The 25,821-nt window shown below is 71.0% G+C and carries 29 protein-coding genes and 1 riboswitch; of the genes, 15 read left to right on the top strand and 14 right to left on the bottom strand.

The window, feature by feature from the left end; all coding sequences use genetic code 11:
- Nucleotides 1–90 precede the first annotated feature (90 nt).
- The gene (locus J2X59_RS03240; RefSeq protein WP_245171741.1) at nt 91–756 is read right to left on the bottom strand and encodes an exonuclease domain-containing protein; all 666 of its coding nucleotides are present in this window, start codon (nt 754–756) and stop codon (nt 91–93) included.
- A 50-nt stretch (nt 757–806) separates the two neighbouring features.
- Between J2X59_RS03240 and J2X59_RS03245 the strand changes: the two genes are divergently transcribed.
- From J2X59_RS03245 to ychF, 3 genes are all read left to right on the top strand, one after another.
- The gene (locus J2X59_RS03245) at nt 807–1,349 is read left to right on the top strand and encodes a hypothetical protein (protein ID WP_326495692.1); all 543 of its coding nucleotides are present in this window, start codon (nt 807–809) and stop codon (nt 1,347–1,349) included.
- Nucleotides 1,350–1,373: 24 nt separating this feature from the next.
- A complete protein-coding gene (locus J2X59_RS03250; protein WP_066652723.1) occupies nt 1,374–1,574 on the top strand; it encodes a hypothetical protein in 201 nt (66 codons plus the stop codon).
- Between the two features lie 61 nt (nt 1,575–1,635).
- Nucleotides 1,636–2,709: a redox-regulated ATPase YchF gene (ychF, locus tag J2X59_RS03255; protein ID WP_326495693.1), complete on the top strand. Its 1,074-nt coding sequence runs from the start codon at nt 1,636–1,638 to the stop codon at nt 2,707–2,709.
- A 36-nt stretch (nt 2,710–2,745) separates the two neighbouring features.
- On the opposite strand, the gene J2X59_RS03260 is transcribed toward ychF, so the two are convergent.
- Entirely contained in the window at nt 2,746–3,372 is a 627-nt protein-coding gene (locus J2X59_RS03260) for a TetR family transcriptional regulator C-terminal domain-containing protein (RefSeq protein WP_066652727.1), read from the bottom strand.
- Nucleotides 3,373–3,531: 159 nt separating this feature from the next.
- Between J2X59_RS03260 and J2X59_RS03265 the strand changes: the two genes are divergently transcribed.
- Entirely contained in the window at nt 3,532–3,885 is a 354-nt protein-coding gene (locus J2X59_RS03265) for a hypothetical protein (protein ID WP_066652730.1), read from the top strand.
- A 99-nt stretch (nt 3,886–3,984) separates the two neighbouring features.
- Complete coding sequence (locus J2X59_RS03270; RefSeq protein WP_066652733.1) at nt 3,985–4,332, top strand: hypothetical protein; 348 nt, start codon at nt 3,985–3,987, stop codon at nt 4,330–4,332.
- 99 nt (nt 4,333–4,431) lie between these two features.
- On the opposite strand, the gene J2X59_RS03275 is transcribed toward J2X59_RS03270, so the two are convergent.
- Entirely contained in the window at nt 4,432–4,719 is a 288-nt protein-coding gene (locus tag J2X59_RS03275; RefSeq protein ID WP_066652736.1) for a hypothetical protein, read from the bottom strand.
- 312 nt (nt 4,720–5,031) lie between these two features.
- Entirely contained in the window at nt 5,032–5,808 is a 777-nt protein-coding gene (locus tag J2X59_RS03280) for an isocitrate lyase/PEP mutase family protein (protein WP_066652738.1), read from the bottom strand.
- A 112-nt stretch (nt 5,809–5,920) separates the two neighbouring features.
- Here J2X59_RS03280 and J2X59_RS03285 point away from each other — a divergent pair, with 112 nt between their 5' ends.
- Nucleotides 5,921–7,108: a MalY/PatB family protein gene (locus J2X59_RS03285; protein WP_326495694.1), complete on the top strand. Its 1,188-nt coding sequence runs from the start codon at nt 5,921–5,923 to the stop codon at nt 7,106–7,108.
- Between the two features lie 125 nt (nt 7,109–7,233).
- On the opposite strand, the gene J2X59_RS03290 is transcribed toward J2X59_RS03285, so the two are convergent.
- The 3 genes from J2X59_RS03290 to J2X59_RS03300 are packed head-to-tail and all read right to left on the bottom strand — an operon-like array spanning nt 7,234 to nt 8,417.
- Entirely contained in the window at nt 7,234–7,431 is a 198-nt protein-coding gene (locus tag J2X59_RS03290) for a hypothetical protein (protein WP_209683687.1), read from the bottom strand.
- Nucleotides 7,432–7,448: 17 nt separating this feature from the next.
- Nucleotides 7,449–7,907 carry a GNAT family N-acetyltransferase gene (locus tag J2X59_RS03295; RefSeq protein ID WP_326495695.1) on the bottom strand — a complete coding sequence of 153 codons (459 nt, stop codon included), beginning with the start codon at nt 7,905–7,907 and terminating at the stop codon, nt 7,449–7,451.
- 24 nt (nt 7,908–7,931) lie between these two features.
- Nucleotides 7,932–8,417 carry a GNAT family N-acetyltransferase gene (locus tag J2X59_RS03300; protein WP_209683681.1) on the bottom strand — a complete coding sequence of 162 codons (486 nt, stop codon included), beginning with the start codon at nt 8,415–8,417 and terminating at the stop codon, nt 7,932–7,934.
- Nucleotides 8,418–8,485: 68 nt separating this feature from the next.
- Here J2X59_RS03300 and J2X59_RS03305 point away from each other — a divergent pair, with 68 nt between their 5' ends.
- Nucleotides 8,486–9,364, top strand: a complete 879-nt coding sequence (locus tag J2X59_RS03305; protein WP_326495696.1) for a LysR substrate-binding domain-containing protein — start codon at nt 8,486–8,488, stop codon at nt 9,362–9,364.
- Between the two features lie 149 nt (nt 9,365–9,513).
- Here J2X59_RS03305 and J2X59_RS03310 read toward each other — a convergent pair whose 3' ends face one another.
- From J2X59_RS03310 to J2X59_RS03325, 4 genes are read right to left on the bottom strand one after another with little or no spacing between them, the layout of a single operon-like run.
- A complete protein-coding gene (locus tag J2X59_RS03310) occupies nt 9,514–9,768 on the bottom strand; it encodes a hypothetical protein (protein WP_209683676.1) in 255 nt (84 codons plus the stop codon).
- Nucleotides 9,765–10,247: an FBP domain-containing protein gene (locus J2X59_RS03315; RefSeq protein WP_081985224.1), complete on the bottom strand. Its 483-nt coding sequence runs from the start codon at nt 10,245–10,247 to the stop codon at nt 9,765–9,767. The genes J2X59_RS03310 and J2X59_RS03315 overlap by 4 nt, the downstream gene beginning before the upstream one ends.
- A gap of 48 nt (nt 10,248–10,295) precedes the next feature.
- A complete protein-coding gene (locus J2X59_RS03320; protein ID WP_209683672.1) occupies nt 10,296–11,030 on the bottom strand; it encodes a M56 family metallopeptidase in 735 nt (244 codons plus the stop codon).
- Between the two features lie 13 nt (nt 11,031–11,043).
- Complete coding sequence (locus J2X59_RS03325) at nt 11,044–11,433, bottom strand: BlaI/MecI/CopY family transcriptional regulator (protein WP_066652757.1); 390 nt, start codon at nt 11,431–11,433, stop codon at nt 11,044–11,046.
- 95 nt (nt 11,434–11,528) lie between these two features.
- Nucleotides 11,529–11,619: riboswitch (glycine riboswitch) on the top strand.
- A gap of 170 nt (nt 11,620–11,789) precedes the next feature.
- Between J2X59_RS03325 and gcvT the strand changes: the two genes are divergently transcribed.
- The 8 genes from gcvT to J2X59_RS03365 all read left to right on the top strand — a co-directional run bounded on the left by gcvT (nt 11,790) and on the right by J2X59_RS03365 (nt 22,639).
- Complete coding sequence (gene gcvT, locus J2X59_RS03330; RefSeq protein ID WP_251159886.1) at nt 11,790–12,893, top strand: glycine cleavage system aminomethyltransferase GcvT; 1,104 nt, start codon at nt 11,790–11,792, stop codon at nt 12,891–12,893.
- 4 nt (nt 12,894–12,897) lie between these two features.
- A complete protein-coding gene (gcvH, locus tag J2X59_RS03335) occupies nt 12,898–13,275 on the top strand; it encodes a glycine cleavage system protein GcvH (protein ID WP_066652768.1) in 378 nt (125 codons plus the stop codon).
- Nucleotides 13,272–16,187 carry an aminomethyl-transferring glycine dehydrogenase gene (gene gcvP, locus J2X59_RS03340; RefSeq protein WP_326495697.1) on the top strand — a complete coding sequence of 972 codons (2,916 nt, stop codon included), beginning with the start codon at nt 13,272–13,274 and terminating at the stop codon, nt 16,185–16,187. Before gcvH ends, gcvP begins: the two co-directional genes overlap by 4 nt.
- A gap of 402 nt (nt 16,188–16,589) precedes the next feature.
- Nucleotides 16,590–18,218, top strand: a complete 1,629-nt coding sequence (locus tag J2X59_RS03345) for a peptide ABC transporter substrate-binding protein (protein ID WP_066652772.1) — start codon at nt 16,590–16,592, stop codon at nt 18,216–18,218.
- Between the two features lie 246 nt (nt 18,219–18,464).
- Nucleotides 18,465–19,394 (top strand): ABC transporter permease, encoded by a 930-nt coding sequence (locus J2X59_RS03350; RefSeq protein ID WP_066652773.1) that lies wholly within the window; start codon nt 18,465–18,467, stop codon nt 19,392–19,394.
- Complete coding sequence (locus J2X59_RS03355) at nt 19,384–20,334, top strand: ABC transporter permease (protein WP_066652788.1); 951 nt, start codon at nt 19,384–19,386, stop codon at nt 20,332–20,334. Before J2X59_RS03350 ends, J2X59_RS03355 begins: the two co-directional genes overlap by 11 nt.
- A complete protein-coding gene (locus J2X59_RS03360; RefSeq protein WP_326495698.1) occupies nt 20,331–22,073 on the top strand; it encodes an ABC transporter ATP-binding protein in 1,743 nt (580 codons plus the stop codon). The genes J2X59_RS03355 and J2X59_RS03360 overlap by 4 nt, the downstream gene beginning before the upstream one ends.
- Nucleotides 22,074–22,135: 62 nt before the next feature.
- Nucleotides 22,136–22,639 (top strand): PH domain-containing protein, encoded by a 504-nt coding sequence (locus J2X59_RS03365; protein ID WP_066652794.1) that lies wholly within the window; start codon nt 22,136–22,138, stop codon nt 22,637–22,639.
- A 174-nt stretch (nt 22,640–22,813) separates the two neighbouring features.
- On the opposite strand, the gene J2X59_RS03370 is transcribed toward J2X59_RS03365, so the two are convergent.
- The 3 genes from J2X59_RS03370 to J2X59_RS03380 form a co-directional block, all read right to left on the bottom strand.
- On the bottom strand, nt 22,814–23,359 hold the full coding sequence (locus J2X59_RS03370; RefSeq protein ID WP_326495699.1) for a hypothetical protein: 546 nt from the start codon (nt 23,357–23,359) through the stop codon (nt 22,814–22,816).
- Nucleotides 23,360–23,571: 212 nt separating this feature from the next.
- Nucleotides 23,572–24,048 carry a peroxiredoxin gene (locus J2X59_RS03375; protein ID WP_326495700.1) on the bottom strand — a complete coding sequence of 159 codons (477 nt, stop codon included), beginning with the start codon at nt 24,046–24,048 and terminating at the stop codon, nt 23,572–23,574.
- 69 nt (nt 24,049–24,117) lie between these two features.
- Nucleotides 24,118–25,800, bottom strand: a complete 1,683-nt coding sequence (locus tag J2X59_RS03380; RefSeq protein ID WP_326495701.1) for an ABC transporter family substrate-binding protein — start codon at nt 25,798–25,800, stop codon at nt 24,118–24,120.
- Nucleotides 25,801–25,821: the final 21 nt, after the last annotated feature.

Genomic DNA, 25,821 nt, shown 5'->3' on the forward strand with positions numbered 1-25,821 from the left:
CTCCGGGTGGGGAGGGCACCGGCGACGGCACCCCTCGGCTATGTCGTGACAATAGCACCGGACTCTGCGCGGCCCGGCTCCCCGGGATCGTCAGTCGGCGAAGATCATCGGACGGTTCGACAGCCGCGGCTGGGCTGCCGCGCGGGGCTGCTCCGTCCGCGGTCGCACCGGCGCGATGTGCACCCGGGTGGCCGCACCGAGCGCCTCGACCGTGTCGCACCCGTGCTGCCCCGCGGCGTGCACGACGATCGCGGCGCAGGCCTCGGCGTCGGCAGCGGCGTCGTGGTGCTGGAAGCCCTCGTACCCGGCCGCGCGGGCCGCCATCGGGAGTCGGTAGGAGTCGAGCGTGTAGGTCTTGCGCGCCACCTGGAGCGAGCACAGCGAGTGGTGCTCCGCCAGTTCCGTGCCGGTCGCCGAGCAGCCGCCGGCGATCACACCCATGTCGAACCGGGCGTTGTGCGCGACCAGGACGTCCCCCTCGGCGAACGCCACGATGTCCCGGTACTGCTCGGCCCACCCCTTCGCCCCGACCACGTCCGTCGCGACGATGCCGTGGATGCGGGTGTTCCACTCGAGGAACGCGTCGTGGCCCAGCGGTGGCTGGATGAACCAGGAGGCCCGCTCGACCACGCGGCCGCCGCGGACCTTGACGAGTCCGACGGAGCAGGCGCTCGCGGGAGAGCTGTTCGCGGTCTCGAAGTCGATCGCGGTGAAGTTCAACGGCACGCCCTCGATGGTCGCACGGGGTTCCGACATCACCCGCACGCGGCCTCGGCGTTGCGGCCCGGCGCGGTAGCGTCCGAGGCGTGACCGCCACCGCCACCACGACCCCGCTCGTCCTCGTCCTGCCCGGTGCCGGGTACGGGCAGCAGGCGCCCCTGCTCTGGTGGACGCGCGCGATCGCCGCGCAGCACGGCGTCGAGGTCGTCGCGCCGGCGTGGACGGTCGACGCCGTAGCGAAGGTCGACCCGGTGGCCTTCGTCGAGCGCCAGGTGGCAGGCGCACTCGACGGCCGCCGCCCGGACCTCGTCGTCGCGAAGTCGTTCGGCTGCTCCGCCCTGCCCTGGGCGGTCCGCCACGGCGTCGACGGGCTCTGGCTCACGCCGGTCCTCACCGACCCGGCCGTCGTCGCCGCGCTCGCCGCGGCGGGTACCGGTTCGCTCGCCGTCGGCGGCTCCGCCGACCCGATGTGGCTGCCCTCCGCGGTCGGGACGACGCGCGCCGGACTGCACACGGTCGACGGTGCGGACCACGCGCTCGAGGTGCGCGGTGACTGGCGCGGTTCCCAGCGCCTCCAGGCCGAGGTGCTCGCCCTGGTCGACGAGCGCATCAGAGCGCTGGTGTCCTGACCCGCCGCGACGTACAGTCGGCGCATGGGGGAGCCGAGGGACCTGGACGAGCTGTTGGCGGGTGCACACCGCGTGGACGCGCGGCCGCACACGGTGCGGCGTGGGATCGGTCTCGGGACCACCCTGCTCGTGACCGCGGTGCTGGTCGCCGGCATCGTGCTCGGGATCGCGCACGGCCTGCTGCTCACGTTCGTGAGCTTCCTGTCCGGCATCTGGCCGTCCTGACGGCACCGGCCTGGAGGACCGGGTCGGCTCCGGCGGGCCGCCGCCGGTAGGCTGTGCTCCCGTGGCTCTCACCATCGGAATCGTCGGTCTCCCGAACGTCGGCAAGTCGACCCTGTTCAACGCCCTGACCAAGAACCAGGTCCTCGCCGCGAACTACCCGTTCGCGACGATCGAACCGAACGTCGGCGTGGTGAACCTGCCCGATCCGCGGCTCGACCAGCTCGCGACGCTCTTCAGCTCCGAGAAGACCGTGCCCGCGCCCGTGTCGTTCGTCGACATCGCCGGCATCGTGAAGGGTGCGAGCGAGGGCGAGGGCCTCGGCAACAAGTTCCTCGCGAACATCCGCGAGGCCGACGCCATCGCGCAGGTCGTCCGCGGCTTCACCGACGACGACGTCGTGCACGTGGCGAACAAGGTCTCGCCGAAGGACGACCTCGAGGTCATCAACACCGAGCTCATCCTCGCGGACCTCGAGACCATCGAGAAGGCGCTGCCCCGGTACGAGAAGACCGTGAAGCTCAAGCAGGCCGAGCCGATCGTGCTCGAGACCGCGAACGAGGCGAAGGCGGCGCTCGAGCAGGGCACGCTGCTCTCCGCGACCTCGATCGACCTCGCGCCGATCGCCGAGCTCGGCCTCCTGTCGGCGAAGCCGTTCATCTTCGTGTTCAACGTCGACGAGGCGATCCTGACCGACGAGTCCCGCAAGGCCGAGCTGGCCGCGCTCGTGGCACCGGCGCAGGCCGTGTTCCTCGACGCCCAGGTCGAGTCGGAGCTCATCGAGCTCGACCCCGAGGACGCCGCCGAGCTGCTCGAGTCGACCGGGCAGACCGAGTCCGGTCTCGACCAGCTCGCCCGTATCGGGTTCGACACCCTCGGGCTGCAGACCTACCTGACCGCCGGGCCGAAGGAAGCGCGTGCGTGGACGATCGGCAAGGGGTGGAAGGCTCCCCAGGCTGCCGGCGTGATCCACACCGACTTCGAGAAGGGCTTCATCAAGGCCGAGGTCATCTCGTTCGGGGACCTGATGGCGGCCGGCTCGATCGCGGAGGCCCGTGCGCACGGCAAGGCCCGCATCGAGGGCAAGGACTACGTCATGCAGGACGGCGACGTGGTGGAGTTCCGCTTCAACAACTGACGGAAGCGGGGCGTCCGACGACGACCGGTCGCCCCGTCAGGCCGTCTCGAGGTCCCACACCGGCGGCACGTACTCGCGCGACCAGCCCTCGCGGAGTCGGGTGACCGCGCGGTCGAACGACTCGAGCAGGTCCATCTCCGGCCGCACCATCGACTGCAGTTGCAGCCCCTCGTACGTCGCGAGGAGCTGCTCGGCACCACGAGCCGGCTCCATGGTGCGCGGCTCCCGGCCGAGCTCGACGTCCCGCTGCAGGGCCGCCAGCACGAACCCGTGGAAGCGACGCCAGCGCAGGTGGAGCATCGGTGCGAGCGGGTGGTGCGGCGTCGCGGCGATGTTGAGCGTCGAGGTCAGGAAGCGCATGAGCGACGGGTCGGCGACGTTCGCGCGGACGATGGCGCGGAGGAACACGATCGTGCCGCTGCGCTCGGCGATCGGCAGCAGCGCGGTGGTCCGCTGGTCGTTCCACTGGTCGATGGTGGCGAGCAGGAGTCCGTCCCAGGTCGGGAACACCTCGGTGACGACGTCGAGCGGCTGCGACGCCTCGGTGGCCACGTGCTCGTACGAGACCTCGTGCAGGGCGTTCGCGCGGAGCACACGGATCATCGCGTCGACGATCTCGACCCGGAGCAGCGCTGACGTGTCGAGGGGGTGGAACGATCGCATGGGTCCAGTCCACCGGGTGCGTGCTGCCCTGACCAGTCCCCAGAACTGGGAAGAGCCGATCTCCGCAGCCGCGCAGTCCCGGCGTGGCGGAGGAGCAGCGCGTCCCCCGGGGCCCGTCCGAGCTGAGTGCCCACCGAGGTCGCAGCGTTCACTGGACGCATGAAGTACGTGGTCTACGGAGAGAACCGAGTGATGACCGGCGACGCGATCGCCGAGGCGGTGCTCGCCTACGCCGCTGCGCTCGGCGAGAACGGGACGACGGACATCGTCGAGATCCCGACCGCGGACGCCGAGGGCTACGGCACCACGGCGGAGGTCCTGCTCGGGCCGGCCTCGCAGATCATGGTCGAGGCGGCGCCGGACGACGAGCTGGAGCCCGAGGATGAGGACCTGGTCAACGAGCTCGGGCGCCGCATCGCGGTGGTGGGCGGCGGACGGTTCACGGACGCCGCGTCGTCGCACTCCGACGAGCCGGAGGCCAAGCGCCTCCGGACGGACCCGCCTGAGGTCTGACCGCCGCACGCCCCGAGGAGTGGACTGGCCACGGAACGCACACTCCGAACCTCCTCGCACACGCGGTACCTACCGTCGAGGGAGAGATGAGGAGGAGACGTGAAGTACATCAACTACGACGCGAGCCAGATCCTCACCGGGGACCTGATCGCGGACGCGGTCGCCGACTACGCGGCCGTCCTCGGAGCGAACTCGCGCACCGACACGATCACGGTGCCGAGCGTCGGTGACGACGGTTCGGTGTCGACGTCGATCCTGCTCGTCGGCCCGGCGAGCGAGCTCTGCGTGACGGTCGCCCCGGACGACGAGCTCGAGCCCGAGGACCCGGCGTTCATCCGTCGCCTGCGCGACGCGGCACGGCGTGCGGGTCCGGCGCTCCCGGTGAACGCGGACGGTGGCACGCGCTTCCGTGGAGCCGAGGGGCCGTCGTCGTACGGGCCGGCCTGACACCCCGAAGGCACAGACGACGAACGCCGCCGGCGCTGAGCCGGCGGCGTTCGTCGTGTGTGGACCGGGAACCGTGTGAGCGGTTCCGGCGGGTCCGACCTAGGCGGCCAGGGCGAGCTCGCCCTTGCCGACGCGGCGCGCGAGCAGGATGGTCCGGCTCGACTCGCCCCGCCAGGAGCGGCCGGGTACGGTCCAGCCGGCCTCGCCGTCGATGTCCACGCGTGCGTCACGCGTGACGAACAGGCGCAGGTCGTCGGCCGCGATGCGGACGAGGTACTCGCGCTGCGAGCGGTCGTCGCGGACCGGGAACTCGGCGATGCGGTCGGGGGAGACGGTGGGGGCCGCGAGTGCGGTCCCGGAGATGGTGATGCGGTCGTTGCTGGTCATGGTGGTGCGGTACTTCCTGGTCGTTCGGCACCCGGCCGTGCTCTGGTCGGCGGACTCCGTGGTCCGGCACGACGCATCGGCTGCGGGTGCGCACGTCGTGTCTCGACGTGCTGCTCGTCCGTTCGGATCGAGCGGTGGTCTCGGTGGAATGCGACCCGGCGGGTCGGTACGAGACGTGCTGGTGTGCGCGAGTCAGATGGGTTCGCTGCAGTGCACCAATGAGACACTATACGTCGCTTCGTCCGGAACGTCCAGCAAGACGGACGGGAGGCGCGGTGCGAGCGTGCACCGCGCCGTCCGTCCGGTGGGCCGTCAGTTCAGAGCGGGGGTGTCCTCCGGCACGACGCCGTCGCCGTACAGGTCGGTCGCCAGGTCGCGGAGCGCCCGCAGCGCGACGCGCTGCGTCAGCGGACCGTAGGAGATGCGGGCGACGCCGAGGGCCTCGTACTCGGCAGCCGGCAGGGCGCCCGGCAGTCCGATCACCGAGAGCTTGCCGCGACCGAGCCCGTCGACGAGTCGTTCGACCACGTCGCGCTGGATCGCACCCGGCACGAAGACGAGTGCGGCGCCGTTGTCGAGGAACGCCTTCCCGCGGGCGATGGCGTCCTCGATGCTCTCGTCGATCGGGCGGTCGCCACCCCGGGCGATCGCGTCGGTGCGGGCGTTGAGCTGGAAGGCGACGCCCTCGGCCTCGGCTGCGGCGGTGATCGCGGCGACGCGGGCGACGGCCTCGTCGAAGGGACGGAGTCGGTCCTCGACGTTCGCGCCGACGATCCCGGCGGCGATCGCGCGACGGATCGTCTCGGCCGGGTCCGCGTACCCGTCGTCGAGGTCTGCCGTGACGGGCAGGTCGGTCGCGGCGGCGACGGTCGCGGCGCCCGCGAGGGCCACGTCGAGCGGCATCCCGCCGTCGTCGTAGCCGTGGCTCGCGGCGATGGAGTGCCCGGCGGTCGCGATCGCCTTCGTCTCCGGCAGGTCGCTCACGACCTTCGCGCTGATCGCGTCCCACACGTTCACGACGCGCAGGATCTCGGGGGCTTCGTGCAGCTGCTTGAGGGTGGTCGCCTTGTCGGCGGTGCTCGTGCTCATGGTGCCGAACCTACGTGGGCGGGCCTCGGCACGCACGGGAGGTGACCGCTGGACGACGCGGGATGACGGCCGGACTCGCACCGGGCCTTCCGGTCGATGCATGCTGGGACGCATGGCTGACGACGAACAGGACCCGGTCGGCACGCTCCGCGGGGTCCGCACGAGCATCAAGTGGACGCGCTACGCGCCCGACGTGCTGCCGCTGTTCGTCGCCGAGATGGACCACGACGTGGCGCCGGCGATCCGGCAGGCACTGGTCGAGCGGGTGCAGCAGTCCGACCTCGGGTACCTGGACGGCCCCGGGCCGCTCGCGCCGGCGTTCGCGCAGTTCGCGCGCGACCGGTGGGGCTGGGCGGTCGACCCGGAGCGTGTGCACCTGGCGACGGACGTCAGCGTCGGGATCGTCGAGTCCCTGCGGCTCGCGCTCCCTGAGGGCGGACGCGTCGCGATCACCCCGCCGGTGTACCCGCCGTTCTTCGAGCTCGTCGAGGAAGCACGATGTCAGGTCGAGGAGGTCCCGCTGACCGAGCAGTGGGGCGTCTACCGGCTCGACCTCGCCGGGCTCGAGCGCGCCTTCGCCGACGGTGTCCGGGTGTTCCTGCTCTGCAACCCGCACAACCCGATGGGGCTCGTGCACGACCGGGCCGACCTCGAGGCGCTCGCCGAGCTGGCGGCGCGGTACGACGTGCTCGTCGTCAGCGACGAGATCCACGCGCCGCTCACGCACCCGGGGGTCCACTTCACCCCGTTCGCGATGGTCGCCGAGCAGCACGGCGCCCGCAGCGTCTGCGTGACGAGCGCGAGCAAGGGCTGGAACCTCGCGGGCGTGAAGTGCTCCGTCATGGTCGCGGGGGACGACCGGGCCGCGGCGCTCCTCGACACGTTGTGGGAGGAGGTCGCCTGCCGCACGAGCATCCTCGGGCTGCACGCGAACCTCGCCGCGTTCACCCTGGCGACGGACTGGCTCGACGACGTCGTCGCCCGCATCGTCGCGAACGAGCGGCTGCTCGGGTCCCTGCTCGCGGAGCACCTGCCCGGGGTCGTCTACACGCGGCCGCGGGCCGGCTACCTGGCATGGCTCGACTTCCGGGGGATCGGCCTCGGCGACGACCCGGCGGTGCCGCTCCGTGAGCACGCGTACGTGGCGCTGAACTCCGGGCTCGGCTTCGGCGCCCAGGGGCGGGGGTTCGCGCGGCTCAACCTGGCGTGCTCACCGGAGACCCTGCGCGAGGCCGTGCACCGCATCGCGGCGGCCTACCCGTCGAGCGCGCAGGAGGGGCTGGTCTGGCACGTCGCCTGAGCGGTCGGTCGCGCTCGGACGAGTCTCGCGCCCAGCGACCCGTCCCGGGCCCGGGCGCGCGAGGGACGTCGTTCAGCCCGAGCCTCACCGCGGGAGGACGCGCGCGGAGGAGCGCCGCGACGGCGTCAGTCGGACAGCTCGTCGACGTACTGGTTGCGGCCGACGACGCGGATGCGCAGGTCGTCGTCGCGGTCCATCGCGAGGAACTCCCGTGCGACCGGACCGACGGAGGACCAGCGGAGCACCTCGGTGATCGGGGTCCCCTCGATGAACACCTGCCACACGCCGCGCTCACGGACGGCCTGCACCTCGTACGTCGCCATGGGGCGAGCGTACCGGCTCACGGCAGGCGCTTCTCGTACCACCGCATGGTCGGGACGGTCCCGTCCGGCTTCGCCCAGTCCGCGGGAGACCGGTGGGTCAACCGCCAGCCGCGGCGCTCGTAGAGCCGCCACGCACCGGGGGTCTCCTCGGTCACGTCGAGCCGCAGGACCGGTGACGCCGCGGAGGCCTCGGCAGCCGCCAGCAGGGCGTCGGCGACGCCCTGCCCACGGTGGTCCGGGTGGACGACGAGTCGGGTGACCAGCGGTGCCGCGGCCGCGGCCGGAGCGGCCAGTCCGACGTGACCGACCACGCTGCCCGACGACCACGCGGTCCACGCCGAGCGGTGCCCGGGCGGGGTCAGCCACGTGACCGGATCGTCGGGCCAGTGCGCCGGGTAGCCGTCCTCGTCGTGCGTGCGCCGGAGCACCTGGACCAGGTGCTCCAGGTCATCGTCGCGGCGCGGTCGGATGTGCACGAGCGCGACGCTACCGGGTCGGGGTCAGACCAGGTCGAGCACCATGTGGACGTCCGCCCGGGCGTACGGGCTCGGCGCGATCTCGTCGTGTCCGAGGTGCCGGAAGCCGAACGCCTCGTACAGGTGCACGGCGCTCGCCAGGGCACTGTTGCTCTCGAGCGCGACCCGCTGCGCGCCGAGGGACCGGGCGCGGTCGAGTGCTGCGGCGATGAGCTTCCGCCCGGTGCCGTGCCCCTGGTGCACCGGCGAGACCGCCATCTTGACGAGCTCGAACACGCGCTCGCCCACGGGCATGATCCCGATGCAGCCGATGACCTCGTGGTCGAGCCGCGCGACGAACACCGCACCGCCGGGCTCGATGATGCGGCCGATCGGATCGCCGAGGATCGCGCGGTCCTCGTCCTCGAGCGTGAAGTACTGCTCGATCCACGCCTCGTTGAGGGTGCGGAACGCCGTGGCGTCGGCGGCGGTCTCGAACTCGGCGATGGTCAGCGTGGGCGTCTCGGGCACGGACCCATCCTCGACGAGGGATCTGATCGCGTCCAATACTCGTTCCCGCACATCGATAGGCTGCGTGCATGGATGTCGACCTGCGGCAGCTCCGGGCGTTCCTCGCCGTCGCCGACGAGTTGCACTTCGGGCGGGCCGCCGAGCGGCTGCGCATCGCCCAGCCCGCGCTCTCGCAGCAGATCCGACGGACCGAGCGTGACCTCGGGGTGGACCTGTTCGTCCGCACCTCGCGCAGCGTCGCGCTCACCGCCGCCGGTCGGGTGCTGCAGGGCCGTGCGCGCTCGCTGCTCGACCAGGCAGCGCGCGACCTGGACGAGGTCGTGCGGGTCGGACGCGGTGAGGCCGGACGGCTGGACGTCGGGTTCGTCGTCTCGGCGTTGCCCCTCGGTCCGATCGAGCGCGTGCAGGCCTTCCGGCAGCGGTACCCGCTCGTCCGCGTCGAACTCACCGAGGGCTACTCGTCGACGCTGCTCGCCCGCATCGTCCGCGGCGAGCTCGACCTGGCGGTGCTGCGCGACCCCGACCCGGACCCCGCCGTGCGGTTCCTGCCGTTCCGCTCCGAGCCCTTCGTCGCGGCGGTCCCGCACGGGCACCGGCTCGCGGAGCGGACGTCGATCCGCGGCACCGAACTGGTCGACGACCCGTTCGTGTTCTTCCCGGCGATCGCCGGTGCGGTCGCGACCGAACGCAACCTCGCGCCCGTGGTCGTCGACGGACGGCGACCCGAGGTCGTGCAGGAGGCCACGACGTGGGCGACCGTGCTCCACCTGGTCGGAGCGGGGCTCGGTGTGACGATCGCCCCGGAGAGCGCAACCCTCGCGGCACCCGACACCGTCGTCCTGCTCCCGCTGCAGGACGACCCGCACCGCAGCGAGCTGGTCTGGGCCGTCCGCGTCGACGACGACCGCGAGATCCTCCGCAACTTCATCGCGGCCACCGAGCCCTGAGCTGTGCCCCGCCGCCGGGCCGGGGGTGCAATGCAGCGTCGAACCAGGTCCCCGACGTCGAACCAGGCGGCGTGGCTGGTTCGACGTCGGGTACGTGGTTCGATCCCCGCCCGCCGCCCGCCGCCCGCCGCGGCCGCTGGAGCGGTCGCTCACCCGAGCGGCAGCACCGGTGCGCGCTGGTCGCCGAGTTCGTCCTCGTGCCACGGCCGCGCACCGCGGAGCGTCAGTCCGAGCTGCACCAGGACGAACGCCACGTGCGGCTCGACGTCCGGGTCCCACGGCCCCTCGACCCCGAGGCCGAGGGCGCCGAGCTCGTCGTCCGCCTCGTCGCGGATGCTGAGGCGCCAGCGCCCGTCGCCCTGTTCCTCGACGACGGCCCACCGCGCGGTGGCGAACCGGCTCACGCGGTCTTCGCCACGTCCTCGGTGAAGTTCCGCACGCGCCCGAGCAGGGCCTCGCCGCGCATCGCGATCGTCGCGGGCGGGTTGAGGTGCGGCGGGGCCGTCCGGATGAGCATCGAGCAGCCGAGGTCCTCGCAGATGTAGGACCCGATGGTGTTGCCGTTCCGGCCGGACTCACCGGCGCGGGCGGCGGAGAACAGGCGGACCTGCGTCGCCGGCTGCGGGGAGTGGCAGAACGAGCACATCGCGGCGATGCCCGGGCGGAGCGAACCGCCGGCGGAGCGGACGACGATGCCGACCGGGCGGTCGTCGATCCACGACACGATGTAGCCGCGTCGGGCGGCCTGCGGGTCGCGCCAGCCGAGGAACTCGCGCTCGTCCCACAGCATCTCGTGCAGCCCCGGGATGGGGAGCTGCTCGAGCTCGTCCGGGGTGGCGTTCACGAACGACGAACGGATGTCTGCTTCGGTCAGTGGCTTCACGGTGCCTGCCACCCTATGCCTCGCCCCCGACAGGCGTGACCGGTGGGCTCAGCGCAGCCGGGACGCACGGACCGCCCCGAGCGCGCTCGTCCCGTCCGCCACGAGCACCGCCCGGCGCAGGGCGTCGCGTCCGACGCGTCGGGCCGCCGCGTCGTCGGCGGCGAACTCGACGAGGACGCGCGTCGAGCGCGCCATGGCGCGCGCCCCGGGCACCCACGGGACCGCACGCTCGATCGACTCGGCGACCGCGACGGCCACCGCGTGGCGCTGCGTCAGGTGGGCGCGCTCGTGGGCGACCACGGCCTCCAGTTCGTCGGTCCGCAGCAGGTCGGCGAGCCCGGTGCTCACGAGCACACCGCCGGACCGACCGGGGACCGCGCAGGCGAGCGCGTGGTCCGCCTCGACCAGGGCGACGGTGGTGCCGTCGATCTGTCGGTGCGGAGCGGTGCCCGACCGCATGGCCTGCCGCACTGCCTCGTGCTCGGCGCCGGGACGGACCCGGACCGCGACGACGAACGCTGCCACGCCGAGGAGTGCGACGCCGAGGTTCAGGCCGTGCGTCGGGGACTCGGTGAGCCGGAAGGGGTCGAGCGGCCGGTCGGCCGCGACGACGAGGGCGACCCCGACGACGAATCCGACCACGCCGAGCAGGACCGCGACGGACCACGAGACCAGCGCCGTGCGTGGATGGTCGATCGTCCAGGCGGACCGGGTCAGGACGCGCGGGGCGACCACCACGACGACGAGGGCGAGGGCGATGAGGGCGACTCCGACGACGACCACTGCTCGGTTCCGGTCAGGAGCGGGCTCGGGCGTCGAGGGCGCGGCGCAGGACGTCGAGGTCGTCCGAGGCGAGCGATCCGGTGAACTGGAGCAGCGCGGCCTCGCGGTCCGACGCGGCGGCCAGCGCGTTCGACATCAGCGATGCCGTCTGCTGCTCACGGCTGTGCACGGCGCGGAAGGTCAGCGGGGCCTCGGCGTGCTCCTGCCGCTCGACCTGGCCCTTGCGTCCCAGGCGGTCGAGCACGGTCAGCACCGTGGTGAGCGCCGGACGCGGCTCCGGGAAGGCGTCCAGCACCTGCCGTGCCGTGCACCCGTCCACGACGCCGCGGTCGGCCGCAGCGCGCAGGGTCTCGAGGACCGCCTGCTCGAGCTGCCCACGGGGGCGCGATCGCTGTCCTGCCATCCCCGCATTCTACGAGACGTCGAAGGGTCGACCACGACACATGCCGGAAACGCGGGGTCGGTATGCTCGGGCCTGCACAACTCAACACCGGCCGCACACCCGCCGCGGGAGAGCCGAGCGCACGCGCACGGCACCGAAGGAGCAACCTCCCCGTCAATCTCTCAGGTCCCACACCGCAGCGGACAGGCCACTCTGAAAAGCAGACACGCGTCCCCGCCGGGCCCGCGCGGTGTCTCGCCCACGGTGAAAGCCGCCGGACCTCACGGGCCGCGGTGAAACTCTCAGGCCCATGACAGAGGGGGAGTTCCCACCCGACGACGGCCGTCGGGTCCTGCCGATGCCAGGAGAACTCCGTCATGCGTTCCTCCCCACTCGAGTCCGCGCACGAGGCTGCGGGCGCCACCTTCACCGACTTCGCCGGGTACCGGATGCCCGTGCGGTACTCGTCCGACCTCGCCGAGCACCACGCCGTGCGTCAGGCCGCGGGCGTCTTCGACCTGTCGCACATGGCCGAGGTCGGCGTCGTCGGCCCCGACGCCGTGCCGTTCCTCGACCACGCGCTCGCCGGGTCCTTCGGCGCGATGCCCGTCGGTCGCGCGAAGTACTCGCTGCTCCTCGCCGAGGACGGCGGGATCCTCGACGACCTCGTGGTCTACCGCACCGGCGAGGACGTCTTCCTCGTCGTGGCGAACGCCGCGAACCGCTCCGTCGCGGTCGACGCGCTCGTCGCGCGCTCGGGCGGCCACGACGTCGAGGTCACCGACGACTCGGACACCACCGCCCTCGTGGCGATCCAGGGTCCGGCCGCCGCAGGGACGCTCGACGCCCTGGTCGTCGCGGACCGCCTGCAGCCGGAGACCCCGCTCGACGAACTCCGGTACTACCGCGTGCTGCACGCGCTGTTCGACGGCGCCGAGGTCCTCGTCGCCCGGACCGGCTACACCGGCGAGGACGGCTTCGAGATCTACAGCGACACCGACGTCGCGTCGTCGATCTGGGACGCCCTGCTCGAGACCGGCGCCGACCGCGGTGTCGTGCCCGCCGGGCTCGCCGCGCGGGACACCCTGCGGCTCGAGGCCGGGATGCCGCTCTACGGGCACGAACTGTCGACCGAGGTGCGACCCGCCCAGGCCGGTCTCGGTCGGGTCGTCGCGACCTCGGGCTCGTTCGTGGGGGACGCCGGCGTGGCGCCCGCCCCCGGCGCCCGCGTGCTCGTCGGCCTCGTGACCGAGGGACGCCGTGCGCCGCGCGCCGGGTACGACGTCGTGCACGACGGGCAGGTCGTCGGCACCGTCACGTCCGGGGCGCTCTCGCCGACGTTGGGACACCCCGTCGCCATGGCCTTCGTCGATCCGACCGTGGCCGGTGAGGGACAGCTCCTGCACATCGACGTGCGCGGGACCGCGATCCCCAGCACCGTCACCCCCTTCCCCTTCTACCGCCGCACTCCGAGAGGCTGATCCCGTGACCGACCAGACCGCACTGCAGTACACCGCCGACCACGAGTGGATCCTCGTCGAGGGCGACACCGTGACCGTCGGCATCACCGACCACGCCGCCGAGCAGCTCGGGGACGTCGTCTACGTCGAGCTCCCCGCCGTCGGCACCACCACGACCGCCGGCGAGCAGATGGGCGAGATCGAGTCGACCAAGAGCGTCGGCGAGCTCTTCGCCCCGATCGAGGGCGAGGTCGTCGCGATCAACGACGCCGTGGTCGACGCCCCCGACACCGTCAACCAGGACCCGTTCGGCGCCGGCTGGCTCGTGAAGCTCAAGGTCGAGGGCACCTCCTTCCCCGAGGACCTGATGGACCACGACGCGTACCGGGCGTCCCTCGCATGACCGGCGCGCAGCAGAACCTCCAGACGTCCTTCGCCGACCGGCACATCGGCACGACGAGCGCCGACCAGCAGGTCATGCTCGACGTGGTCGGGCAGCCGTCCCTCGACGCCCTCGTCCGCGCGGCGATCCCGGAGTCGATCCATGCCGCGCCCACGACCGACACGGTCGTCCCCGCGGCCGTCGGTGAGACCGAGGCGCTCGCCGAGCTCCGCGCGAAGGCCGGGCGGAACACCGTCCGTCGCGCCATGATCGGCCTCGGCTACCACGGCACCCACACGCCCGCGGTGATCCAGCGGAACGTGCTCGAGAACCCGAGCTGGTACACGGCGTACACGCCCTACCAGCCGGAGATCTCGCAGGGCCGGCTCGAGGCGCTCATCAACTTCCAGACGATGGTGTCCGACCTGACCGGCATGGCCACCGCCGGCGCGTCGATGCTCGACGAGGGCACGGCCGTGGTCGAGGGCATGCTCCTGGCCCGTCGTGCGTCGAAGGTCAAGGGCGACGCGTTCCTGGTGGACGCCGACCTGCTGCCGCAGACCCGCGCGCTGCTCGACCACCGTGCCGACGCGGTCGGGATCGCCCTGCGCGAGTTCGACGCGGCGACCGGGCCCAGCGACGACGACCTGGACGGCGCCTTCGGCGTGATCGTGCAGTACCCCGGTGCCTCCGGGCGCGTGGTCGACCCCTCGACGACCATCGAGCGCGTGCACGCCGGTGGCGGCATCGCCGTGGTCGCGGCCGACCTGCTCGCGATGACGCTCCTGGCGAGCCCGGGCGACCTGGGTGCCGACGTCGCCGTGGGCACGAGCCAGCGCTTCGGCGTCCCGCTCGGCTTCGGCGGCCCGCACGCCGGGTACCTCGCGGTCCGTGCCGGACTCGAGCGGCAGCTGCCCGGCCGGCTCGTCGGCGTCTCCTTCGACGCCGACGGACAGATGGCCTACCGGCTGAGCCTGCAGACGCGTGAGCAGCACATCCGTCGCGAGAAGGCCACGAGCAACATCTGCACCGCGCAGGTCCTGCTCGCCGTGATGGCCTCGATGTACGCGGTCTACCACGGCCCCGAGGGGCTGCGCTTCATCGCGGACCGCGTGGCCCGGACGACCTCGGCGCTCGCCGACGTCGCCCGTGCGGCGGGGCTCGAGGTCGTGCACGAGCACTGGTTCGACACCCTGACCCTGCGGGCTCGCGGGCGCGCGGCAGCGATCGTCGACGCCGCGCGCGACGCCGACCGCCTGCTCCACCTGATCGACGCCGACACCCTCCAGCTGTCGGTGGACGAGACGACCACACCCGAGGACGTGACGGCGCTCGCCGACGTGTTCGGGGCGGTGGACGTGACCGTCCCGTCGACCGAGGGCGCCGTGCGCGACGCGGCCACGGGCCTCCCGTCCGACCTGCTGCGCAGCAGCGACTACCTGACGCACCCCGTGTTCAGCGCGCACCGCAGCGAGACCCGCATGATGCGGTACCTCAAGCACCTGGCCGACAAGGACTACGCGCTCGACCGCGGCATGATCCCGCTCGGCAGCTGCACCATGAAGCTCAACGCGGCGACCGAGATGGCGGCGGTCACCTGGCCCGAGTTCGCGAACGTGCACCCGTTCGCCCCGCGCGAGGACGTCGAGGGGTACCTCGACATGATCGGCGACCTGGAGACCTGGCTGGCCGAGGTCACCGGGTACGACACGGTCTCGTTGCAGCCGAACGCCGGCAGCCAGGGCGAGCTCGCGGGGCTGCTCGCGATCCGGGGCTACCACCGGTCCCGCGGTGACGTCGACCGCACGGTGTGCCTCATCCCGTCGAGCGCCCACGGCACGAACGCCGCGTCCGCCGTCCTCGCCGGCATGAAGGTCGTCGTCGTGGCCTGCGACGAGGACGGCAACGTCGACCTCGCCGACCTCCGTGCCAAGACCGCGCAGCACGCCGACACCCTCGCCGCGCTGATGATCACCTACCCCTCGACGCACGGCGTCTACGAGCACGACGTCCGCGAGGTCTGCGACGCCGTGCACGAGGCCGGTGGCCAGGTGTACGTCGACGGTGCCAACCTCAACGCACTGCTCGGGCACGCCCGGTTCGGCGACTTCGGCGGCGACGTCTCGCACCTCAACCTGCACAAGACGTTCTGCATCCCGCACGGCGGCGGCGGCCCCGGCGTCGGCCCGGTCGCGGCGAAGGCGCACCTCGCGCCCTTCCTGCCGGCGCACGCCTTCGCCCAGGACCCGGACCGGCGACCCGGATCGACCTCGGACGGGCGACTCGCCCACGCCGGTGGGCCGGTCTCCGCAGCGCCCTACGGCAGCCCGAGCATCCTGCCGATCACCTGGACCTACGTCCGGATGATGGGACTCGAGGGCCTCACCCGGGCGACCGAGGCCGCGGTCCTCGGTGCGAACTACATCGCCGCGCGGCTCCGTGACGCGTTCCCCGTGCTCTACACGGGGGAGTCGGGGCTCGTCGCCCACGAGTGCATCCTCGACCTGCGCCCCCTGCGCGAGTCGTCCGGCATCACGGTCGACGACGTCGCGAAGCGCCTGGTGGACTACGGCTTCCACGCCCCGACGATGTCGTTCCCGGTCGCCGGGACGCTCATGGTCGAACCGACCGAGAGCGAGGACCTCGCCGAGCTCGACCGCTTCGTCGACGCGATGCTGGCCATCCGTGCCGAAGCGGCAGCCGTCGAGCGGGGGGAGTGGCCGGCGGACGACAACCCGCTCGTGCACGCCCCGCACACCGCGGCGTCCGCGATCTCGGGGGAGTGGACGCACCCGTACACGCGGGAGCAGGCCGTCTACCCCGTCCCCGGGATCAGTGCGCGGAAGTACTGGCCACCGGTCCGCCGGATCGACCAGGCGTACGGCGACCGGAACCTGGTCTGCGCGTGCCCGCCGATCGAGGCGTTCGCCTGATCAGGCCCGCCGCCCGTGTCACACGGCGGCGGTCCCACCCCTGAGCGCGTAGCGTGTGCCCTGTCCGGAGATCCGGGCAGGGCACACGTGCGCCAGGGGGTGTGCGCCGACGGTTCCGGACAGCGGGATGTCGGAGCGCTCCACCTCCGTCCGAGGGCTGCTCGGCTAGCCCATCGCTGTGCGCTCGTGCAACAACTTCGTTGCAGAAGCAACAAACCCGCTCGCGCCTCGTCAGGGCGACTGAATCTTGCATCCTCCCGCAACGATCCTGCAACTTGGTTTCCGGTTTGTAACCGATGGCCGCAGGGTTTGGTCGGCGGTCGGGGCACTGCCTACAGTGCAAGGACAAACGCGCCCGGCAGCACCTCTGTGCCTGGCGCGTCCCATGCACCAGGAGGAACCTTGATCAAGAAGCGCGCTGGGCTCTCTGCCCTCGCCGTGCTCGGGGCCACAGCAATCGCCCTGACCGGCTGCTCCAGCAACGGAAGCGGCAACGGCGGTGACTCGGGCTCGACGAACGCGTCCGGGATCGTCACCACGAACGGCTCCGAGCCCCAGAACCCGCTCATCCCCTCGAACTCCACCGAGACCGGTGGCGGCAAGATCATCACGTCGATCTTCGAGGGCCTCGTCTCGTACGACGCCGACGGCAAGCCGGTGAACGAGGTCGCGAAGAGCATCGACACCGATGACTCCAAGACCTACGACATCACGCTGAACACGGGCTACACCTTCACCAACGGCGAGAAGGTCACGGCCGAGTCGTTCACGAAGGCGTGGAACTGGGCTGCCCAGAAGTCGAACGCGCAGGGCGCGAGCTACTTCTTCGAGAACATCGAGGGCTACGACGCCGACAAGGACTCGGAGCTCACCGGGCTCAAGGTCAAGAGCGACGACGAGTTCACCGTCACGCTGAAGTCGGCGCAGTCGGACTTCCCGCTGTCGCTCGGCTACTCGGCCTTCATGCCGCTCCCCTCGGCGTTCTACGACGACACCAAGGCGTTCGGTGAGAACCCGATCGGCAACGGCCCGTACAAGCTCGACGGCAAGGGTGCGTGGACGCACAACCAGTCGATCAAGCTCGTCACCAACGAGGACTACGCCGGCAAGCGCAAGCCGAAGAACGGTGGTCTGACGATCACGTTCTACACCTCGCAGGACACCGCCTACGCGGACGTGCAGGGTGGCAACCTCGACGTGCTCGACGCCATCCCGGACGCTGCCTTCGCGACGTACAAGTCGGACTTCCCCGACTCGAACGCGAACCAGGCCGCGGCGATCTTCCAGGGCTTCTACCTGCCCTACTACCTCGACCACTGGAAGGGCGAGGAGGGCAAGCTCCGTCGCGAGGCCCTGTCGATGGCGGTCAACCGCAAGCAGATCACCGACAAGATCTTCGACGGCACCCGCACCCCGGCCAAGGACTTCACCTCCCCGGTCATCGCCGGCTGGAACGGTGACCTCAAGGGCTCCGACGTCCTCGACTACAACCCGTCCGAGGCCAAGAAGCTCTGGGCGCAGGCCAACGAGATGTCGCCGTACGACGAGACGCTCACCATCGCCTACAACGCCGACGGCGGCCACGAGGCATGGGTGACCGCGGTCACCAACTCGATCTCGAACACGCTCGACATCAAGGCCGAGGGCAAGGCGATCCCGACCTTCCAGGAAGCGCTCGACGCCCAGACGCAGGACAAGCTCACGGGCGGTAGCCGCACCGGTTGGCAGGCCGACTACCCGTCGCTGTACAACTTCCTCGGCCCGACCATGGGTGAGGGCTCGTCCAGCAACTACGCGCGCTACGACTCGGCCGAGTACAACGAACTGCTCGCCAAGGGCCGTTCCGCCTCGACCGTCGAAGAGGGCAACAAGTACTTCGACCAGGCCCAGGAGCTCCTGTTCCAGGACCTGCCGGAGATCCCGCTGTGGTACTCCAACGTGACCGGCGTCTGGTCGGCCGACAACGTGAAGAACGTCAAGTTCGGTTGGGACTCCGTGCCGCTGTACTACGACATCGAGGTCACCAAGTAACACCGGTGTCACCGCGGTCGAGCACCGCGGAGACACATCGCGAGCAGGTATCCTGCTCCGCGGCCACCGGACGGGGGTCCGGAGACCACACGGTCTCCGGGCCCCCGTACCTCGGCGGCAACACAACCCCCACCACCGCGGGCGCCGCCGCCCGCACCGGACACCCGTGCCGACCCGCGAGCCGTCCACCCCTCACGACATGAACCTGAACGACACGCGCGCCGCTGCGCAGGGCCGAGCGATCTGATGCTCTGGTACCTCGGCAAGCGCCTCCTGCAACTCATCCCCGTCTTCTTCGGGGCCACGTTCCTCATCTACTTCATGGTCTTCTCGCTGCCCGGCGACCCGATCGCCGCGCTGTTCGGCGACCGTCAGCCGTCGCCGCAGGTGATCGAGCAGCTCCGGCAGCAGTACAACCTGGACAAGCCGTTCCTCGTCCAGTACTTCCTGTGGATCGGTGGCGTCTTCCGCGGCGACCTCGGACTGACCTACTCGGGCCTGCCGGTGTCGCAGCAGCTCGCGTCGGCGTTCCCGATCACCGCGCGTCTGGCGCTCCTGTCCCTGCTCTTCGAGGCCGTCGCGGGCATCGTCGTCGGTGTCATCGCGGGTCTCAAGAAGGGCAAGTGGTTCGACACCTCCGCACTCGTCGTCTCGCTGCTGCTCATCTCGGTGCCGACCTTCGTCGTCGGCTTCCTGCTGCAGTACGTCTTCGGCATCCAGCTCGGTCTGTTCCGCGTGACCGTGTCGGGTCAGGCACCGTGGTCGGAGCTCGTGCTCCCGGCCGTCGTGCTCGCGACCGTGTCGTTCGCGTACATCGTGCGGCTCACGCGTGCCAGCGTCGCCGAGAACATGAACGCCGACTTCGTCCGGACCGCCACCGCGAAGGGCCTGCCCCGTCGTCGCGTGGTCGGGGTGCACATCTTCCGCAACTCGCTCATCCCCGTGGTGACCTACCTCGGTGTCGACATCGGCAACCTGATGGTCGGCGCGGTCGTGACCGAGGGCATCTTCAACATCAACGGTGTCGGCGGCACGGTGTTCCGCGCCGTCAAGCTCGGCGAGGGCCCCACGGTCGTGTCGTTCGTCGCCGTGATGGTCATCATCTTCATGCTCGCCAACCTCCTGGTCGACCTGCTCTACGCCGTCCTGGACCCGAGGATCCGCTATGCCAAGTAACGCCGAACCCCGCTCCGCGACGCACTACGTGGCGCCGATCGAGGAGACGCCGCTCCAGGCCGTCGACCAGGTCGACGAGACGGAGAAGACGCGCTCGACCTGGACCGACGCGTGGGACTCCATGCGTGTCCGCCCGACCTTCTGGATCTCCTCGGTCCTGATCCTGCTCGTGCTGGTCGTCGCGGTCTTCCCCGGCCTGTTCACGCACGTGGACCCGCGCGCCGCGAACCTCGACTTCAGTGACGAGGGCGCCCGCCCGGGTCACCCGCTCGGGTACAACCGCCAGGGCTACGACGTGTACGCCCGTGTCATCTGGGGCGCACGCAGCTCGGTCATCGTCGGCCTGGTGGCCACGATCCTGGTGTCGCTCGTCGGCATCATCATCGGTGCCCTCGCCGGCTTCTACGGCGGCTGGCTCGACACGATCGTCTCCCGCATCGGCGACATCTTCTTCTCGATCCCGACCATCCTCGGTGCGATCGTGATCATGTCGGTCATCCCGGCCCGCAACGCGATCACGGTGGCCCTCGTGCTCGCCGCGTTCGCGTGGCCGCAGATCGCCCGCATCATGCGCGGTGCGGTGCTCAGTGCGAAGCAGTCCGACTACGTCACCGCCTCGGCGGCGCTCGGCGTCAGCCGCTTCACCACGCTCGTCCGCCACGTGATCCCGAACGCCATCGCCCCGGTCATCGTCATCGCCACGGTGTCGCTCGGGTCGTTCATCGTCGCCGAGGCCACCCTGTCGTTCCTCGGCATCGGGCTGCCCCCGTCGGCGCTCAGCTGGGGCCTCGACATCGGGACCGCGCAGACGTCGATCCGCACCAACCCGTCGACGATCTTCTGGCCGTCCGCCGCCCTGTCCATCACCGTGCTCGCGTTCCTGCTCCTCGGCGACGTGGTCCGCGACGCGCTCGACCCGAAGGCGAGGGCCCGTCGATGACCGAGACGCTCACCGATCCCACCACCCGTCGTCCGGCCGGTTCCGGCGCCCCGCTGCTCGAGGTCTCCGGCCTGCAGGTCGGGTTCCGCACGCAGAGCGGTCTCGTGCAGGCCGTGCGCGGCGTCGACTTCACCCTCGAGCAGGGCGAGCGTCTGGCGATCGTCGGCGAGTCCGGTTCGGGCAAGTCGACCAGCGCCCAGGCGATCATCAAGCTGCTCGCCGGCACCGGCGAGGTCACCGGCGGGTCGATCAAGTTCAACGGGCGTGAGCTCGTCGGGCTGTCCGACAAGGAGATGGCCGGCATCCGCGGGAAGGAGATCGGCTACGTCCCGCAGGACCCGATGTCGAACCTCAACCCGTTGTGGTCGATCGGCTTCCAGGTGGAAGAGGCGATCAAGGCCAACGGCATGGCCACCGGCAAGCACGCGATCCGCGCCCGCGCGGTCGAGGTGCTGCAGGAGGCCGGCCTCGGCGACGCCGCCACCCGGCTCAAGCAGTTCCCGCACGAGTTCTCCGGCGGCATGCGCCAGCGGGTGCTCATCGGGATCGGTCTGTCCAGCCGCCCGCAGCTGCTCATCGCCGACGAGCCGACCTCGGCGCTCGACGTCACCGTCCAGCGGATCATCCTCGACCACCTCGAGACGCTGACCCGTGACTTCGGCACCTCGGTCCTGTTCATCACGCACGACCTCGGCCTCGCCGCCGAGCGTGCCGAGAAGCTCGTCGTGATGTACAAGGGCCAGGTCGTCGAGTCGGGTCCGTCCAAGGAGATTCTGGCGAACCCGCAGCACCCGTACACGCAGCGCCTCGTCGCCGCGGCGCCCTCGCTCGCGAGCCGTCGCATCCAGTCGAAGGTGCAGCACGCGCGGGTCGACATCGCCGACGCGGGCAGCGAGGACGACGAGCTGATCGCCCGCGCCCAGGAGCGCGAGCACCGTCCGGCGCAGGACCTCATCGTGGTGAAGAACCTGCAGAAGGTCTACAAGCTCCGCGGGAAGAACCTGCAGTCCCGCGAGCTCAAGGCCGTCGACGACGTCTCGTTCGCGATCCCGAAGGGCACCACCACGGCGCTCGTCGGCGAGTCGGGGTCGGGGAAGTCGACCGTCGCGAAGCTCGTGCTGCAGCTCGAGTCGATCAGCGGTGGTTCGGTCACGTTCGACGGCATCGACATCGGCGCCCTCAAGGGCAAGGAGCTGTTCGACTTCCGTCGCCGGGTGCAGCCGGTCTTCCAGGACCCGTACGGCTCGCTGGACCCGATGTACAACGTCGGGAACACGATCGCCGAGCCCCTCGCCACGCACAAGGTGGGCGACAAGGCGAGCCGCCGGGCCCGCGTGCTCGAGCTGCTCGACCAGGTCGCGCTGCCGAAGTCGATGGTGAACCGCTACCCGAACGAGCTGTCCGGTGGGCAGCGGCAGCGCATCGCGGTCGCGCGTGCGCTGGCGCTCAAGCCCGAGGTCATCGTGCTCGACGAGGCGGTCTCGGCGCTCGACGTGCTCGTCCAGGGACAGATCCTCGACCTGCTCACCGAGCTGCAGACCGAGCTCGACCTGACGTACCTCTTCATCACGCACGACCTCGCCGTCGTCCGCCTCGTCGCGGACAACGTCTGCGTCATGCGGAAGGGGCAGATCGTCGAGAAGGCGACGACCGACGAGGTCTTCGCGAACCCGAAGGAGCAGTACACGAAGGACCTGCTCGCCGCGATCCCGGGTGCCGGGTTCGAGTTCGGGCGCTGATCCCGCTGCACCACCCCGAGGCCGGACGTCCCGTCGTCCTCCGCGCAGGTCGCGGAGGCGCGGTGGCGTCCGGCCTCGTCGTCGTCCTGGGGGTGTTCCTGCTCGCCGACGCCGCGGTACGGGGGAGTTGGGACGTCGTCTGGGTCGCGGTCGGCCCGGTCGCCGCGATCGTGTGGGCGCTCTGGCTGCTCACCGTCCGGCCGTCGGTGCGGCTCGACGACGACGCGCTCACGGTCGTGAACCCGATGCGCACCACCCGCGTCCCGTGGGCTGCCGTCACCGACGTCCGGCTGCGCTGGCAGATCGTGGTGCAGACCGCCGACGGGCGCTCCGTCACCTGCCGCGGCGGGCCGTCGATCCGCGGGTCGCGTCCGGTCCGTCGTGGGCAGCTGTCCGTGCCGCAGGAGCCGGAGGAGCTGCGGACGATCCGCCAGCGCTGGCGCGCACGCCGCGCGGCCGGGGCACCCGACAGCGACGTCCGCCGCGGGTGGGACCGTCCCGCCGTCGTGACCGGGGCGGCGGTCGCGGTCCTGCTGCTGGTCTCCGCGGGCGCGCTGGCGGTCTGACGCACCACGGGGTGGTCGGGAGGCCCTGCGCGGTCCCGCCACGCGGCTCCCGTCCGCCGACGGGACGGCCGGGAGGCTCTGCGCGGTCCCGCCGCGCGCCTCCCGTCCGCCGACGGGATGGTCCGGAGGCTCGACGCGGTCCCGCCACGCGCCTCCTGGCCGTTGCGTGCTCGTCTAGAGCTGTGCGCCTGCCATCGACGCGGCGACACCGAGCACGATCATCGCCGTGACCGTCCACCCGTGCACGCGGTGGACGATGGTCGCGGCCTCGACGGTCGCCGGCGGCGGTCCGTCCTGCACGACCGGCGCCGGCACGTGCGCGCGGAGGACGTCCGCGACCTCCCGCACGTCGGCGGCCGTCGTCGCGCCGTCGCCCGGGCGACGGATCCCGAGCACGGCGGTCGGCCGCGTCGCGAGCCAGGTGCGGCGGACGCCCTCGGACGTGACCACCTCGATGCCGTACTTCGTGCGGACCTCCTGCACGCGGCGCCAGGGGTAGGTGCTCGTGCGGCGGACGTCGACGATCGTCAGCGTCTCCTCCGTGAGCTCGAACCGCGGGCGCCAGAGCGCGGCCCACGCGATGAACGCGGTGAAGATGCTCGGGACGGGGACGAGCAACGGGTTGCCGCCGGTCAGGAGCGCGAGCGGCACCAGCACGACCGCGACGACCCACAGGACGACGGCGAACAGGCGCATCCGGGGCGCGACGACGGTGCTCATCCAGGCCATCGTAGGGGAGTGGGCGGGGTCGAGAGCGCCTCCCCGGGGACGTCCGGGAGCGGGTGTGACACACCTGCGCGTACCGCCGGACGACCCGGTTCCCCGGAGAGGCGGGTCCGTTGCGGACCTCGTCCGTCCATGGTCGGCACCGCCACGCCCGGGTGTCAACACCCGGTGCCCGATATTCAGGAACGCCGGTCCGTCCGGCGCGGTCAGACGAGTCGTTCGACCTGCTCGCGGATGGTGTCGGCCTTCGGGAAGCGCAGGCCGACGAGCCCGACGTGGCGCCAGCGGACGATGCCGTCGGCATCGATGACGAAGACCGAGCGGCGGAGGCCGATGCCCGGCGCACGGACGCCGTAGGCCCGCGCGACGTCGCCGCCGGTGTCGCTCAGCAGCGGGAAGGTGAGGGACGCACCGCGGGCGAAGTCCTCGTGCGAGTCCAGTGCCTGCGGGCTGACACCCCAGACGACCGCCCCGAGGTCGGAGAACCCGTCGAGCTCCTCCTGGTAGCTGCAGAGCTGAGCCGTGCACACGGGCGTGGCGTCGCCGGGGTAGAAGGCGAGGACGAGGGAGCGTCCGATGACCGCCGACAGGGCGTACTCGCCGTCCGTCCGTGCGCCGTTCCGGATGACCAGGCCGGGCAGGGAGAAGTCGGGCGCGGTCTCGCCCGGCTCGGGGATGCTCATGCCCTCACAGTAGGACAGGGAACGGGCCCGGTCGCGTTCTGCGACCGGGCCCGTCCTGGTGTCGTGCTGCTACTTCGTGAACCCGACCTTGGTCCAGTCGATGTTCTGCGCGCCCGCGAACGCGCCGTAGTTGACGAGCTTCGGGTTCTGTGCGACGAGGGCCGGCTTCGCGGTGATCGGCATCGAGTGGCCGATCGCCCAGACCTGCTTGTCGACCTGGTTCCAGATCTCGTTCGCCTTGTCGGTGTCCGGCTCGGCGATGGCCTTCGCGACGAGTTCGTCGATCGCGTCGTCGCCGATGCGGCCGTAGTTCTGTCCGGTGTCGCCGGTGGTGTAGATCGAGGCGCCGCCCGAGTGGAAGCCGGTACCGCCCCAGACGAAGATCGTCATGTCGTAGTTGCCCGGCGTGACGTACTGCTCGAAGAAGTCGTCCACCGCGACGGACTTGAGCTTCAGCTCGATGCCGACGTCCTTGAGCTGCTGCTGCATGACCTCGGAGAGCTTCTGCGACGCGGTCGCACCCGACGGGATCGTGATGGACAGCGAGAGCGTCTTGCCGTCCTTCTTGCGGTACTGACCGTCGGTCTTCCAGCCGTCGTCGTCCAGGATCTTCTTCGCCTTCTCGACGTCGAAGGTGCCGCTCGGGTCGGTGTTCGCCTCGTAGCCGTCGTCGGTCGACAGGAAGATGTGGTTGTCGAGCGTGCCGAGCTTGTACGGCAGCGTGCCGCCGATGACCTGCGCCAGCGCCTCACGGTTCACCGCGTGCTGGATCGCGAGTCGGAGCTGCTTGTCCTTGAGGATGCCCTTGGACGAGAAGTCGACGTGCGTGTACTGCGCCGAGGTCGAGGCGTAGACCTTCGAGTCCTTGGCGTCCTTGACGCGGTCGAACCGCTCCGAGGTCGTCGTCAGGACCGAGTCGATCTCCTTGTTGAGGTAGGCGTCGACGTCCGCGTTGCCGTCGAGCGACCGGAAGATGACCTGGTCGAGCTTCGGCTTGTCACCCCACCAGTTCTCGTCGGGGACGATCGTCACGGTGCCGGCGGTCTCGTCGAGCTTCGACACCTTGTACGGTCCGGACGAGAGCGGCACCTTGCCCTTGTACGCCTCGTTGAACTGCTCCGGGGTGCCGGTCTGGCTCGCCGGGTAGAGCGGGCTGAAGAGCGACTTCCAGTCGGAGAACGGCTTGTCGAAGACGACCTTGACGTCCTGGTCGGACGAGCCCTTCGACACCGACGCGATGTCCTCGTACCCGGTGGTCGACCCGACCAGGTAGTCCTGGTTCGACCCGTTCAGGGCCTTCCACTCGTTCTCGAAGTCCTTCCACGTGATGGGGGACCCGTCGTTCCACTTCGCCTTCGGGTTGATCTCGTACTCGATCGTGAGCGGGTCGTCGCTCGTCGCCTCGGCCTTCGACACGTAGTCGGTGTCGAGCTGCGGTGCGCCCTTGCCGTCGATCACGTAGATGAACGGCATCGTCGCCTGTTCGATCGTGGAGGCGTCGACCAGGGCGCCGTCGACCTGGTTGTAGTTCCACTGCGTGATCCACTGCGAGATCGGCAGACGGAGCGTGCCGCCGTCCTGCAGGTCCGAGACCGGCTGCTCGTTGATCTGGGCCGAGGTGGGCAGGGTCTTCTTGCCCGAGTCGTCCGAACCGCCGCCGGATCCTCCGTTGGATCCGCTCGAGCAGCCGGTCGCGACGAGAGCGAAGCCGGCGAGTGCCGCCGTCAACGCCAGGACTTTCCTGTGCTTCATGGTGTTCCCCTCGTGAAGTTG

Source organism: Curtobacterium sp. 260 (assembly GCF_030803485.1).
GTDB lineage: Bacteria > Actinomycetota > Actinomycetes > Actinomycetales > Microbacteriaceae > Curtobacterium.

What these genes read in the sequence shown, in the direction of transcription:
- J2X59_RS03265 (WP_066652730.1), top strand. Translation starts at nt 3,532, where the DNA reads ATGAAGTACGTGGTCTACGGAGAGAACCGAGTGATGACCGGCGACGCG.
- J2X59_RS03325 (WP_066652757.1), bottom strand. Translation starts at nt 11,433, where the DNA reads ATGGCAGGACAGCGATCGCGCCCCCGTGGGCAGCTCGAGCAGGCGGTC.
- J2X59_RS03375 (WP_326495700.1), bottom strand. Translation starts at nt 24,048, where the DNA reads ATGAGCATCCCCGAGCCGGGCGAGACCGCGCCCGACTTCTCCCTGCCC.
- gcvP (WP_326495697.1), top strand. Translation starts at nt 13,272, where the DNA reads ATGACCGGCGCGCAGCAGAACCTCCAGACGTCCTTCGCCGACCGGCAC.
- J2X59_RS03280 (WP_066652738.1), bottom strand. Translation starts at nt 5,808, where the DNA reads ATGAGCACGAGCACCGCCGACAAGGCGACCACCCTCAAGCAGCTGCAC.
- J2X59_RS03370 (WP_326495699.1), bottom strand. Translation starts at nt 23,359, where the DNA reads ATGAGCACCGTCGTCGCGCCCCGGATGCGCCTGTTCGCCGTCGTCCTG.
- J2X59_RS03380 (WP_326495701.1), bottom strand. Translation starts at nt 25,800, where the DNA reads ATGAAGCACAGGAAAGTCCTGGCGTTGACGGCGGCACTCGCCGGCTTC.
- J2X59_RS03350 (WP_066652773.1), top strand. Translation starts at nt 18,465, where the DNA reads ATGCTCTGGTACCTCGGCAAGCGCCTCCTGCAACTCATCCCCGTCTTC.
- J2X59_RS03275 (WP_066652736.1), bottom strand. Translation starts at nt 4,719, where the DNA reads ATGACCAGCAACGACCGCATCACCATCTCCGGGACCGCACTCGCGGCC.
- J2X59_RS03290 (WP_209683687.1), bottom strand. Translation starts at nt 7,431, where the DNA reads ATGGCGACGTACGAGGTGCAGGCCGTCCGTGAGCGCGGCGTGTGGCAG.
- J2X59_RS03360 (WP_326495698.1), top strand. Translation starts at nt 20,331, where the DNA reads ATGACCGAGACGCTCACCGATCCCACCACCCGTCGTCCGGCCGGTTCC.
- J2X59_RS03285 (WP_326495694.1), top strand. Translation starts at nt 5,921, where the DNA reads ATGGCTGACGACGAACAGGACCCGGTCGGCACGCTCCGCGGGGTCCGC.
- J2X59_RS03355 (WP_066652788.1), top strand. Translation starts at nt 19,384, where the DNA reads ATGCCAAGTAACGCCGAACCCCGCTCCGCGACGCACTACGTGGCGCCG.
- J2X59_RS03260 (WP_066652727.1), bottom strand. Translation starts at nt 3,372, where the DNA reads ATGCGATCGTTCCACCCCCTCGACACGTCAGCGCTGCTCCGGGTCGAG.
- J2X59_RS03305 (WP_326495696.1), top strand. Translation starts at nt 8,486, where the DNA reads ATGGATGTCGACCTGCGGCAGCTCCGGGCGTTCCTCGCCGTCGCCGAC.
- J2X59_RS03240 (WP_245171741.1), bottom strand. Translation starts at nt 756, where the DNA reads ATGTCGGAACCCCGTGCGACCATCGAGGGCGTGCCGTTGAACTTCACC.
- gcvT (WP_251159886.1), top strand. Translation starts at nt 11,790, where the DNA reads ATGCGTTCCTCCCCACTCGAGTCCGCGCACGAGGCTGCGGGCGCCACC.
- J2X59_RS03250 (WP_066652723.1), top strand. Translation starts at nt 1,374, where the DNA reads ATGGGGGAGCCGAGGGACCTGGACGAGCTGTTGGCGGGTGCACACCGC.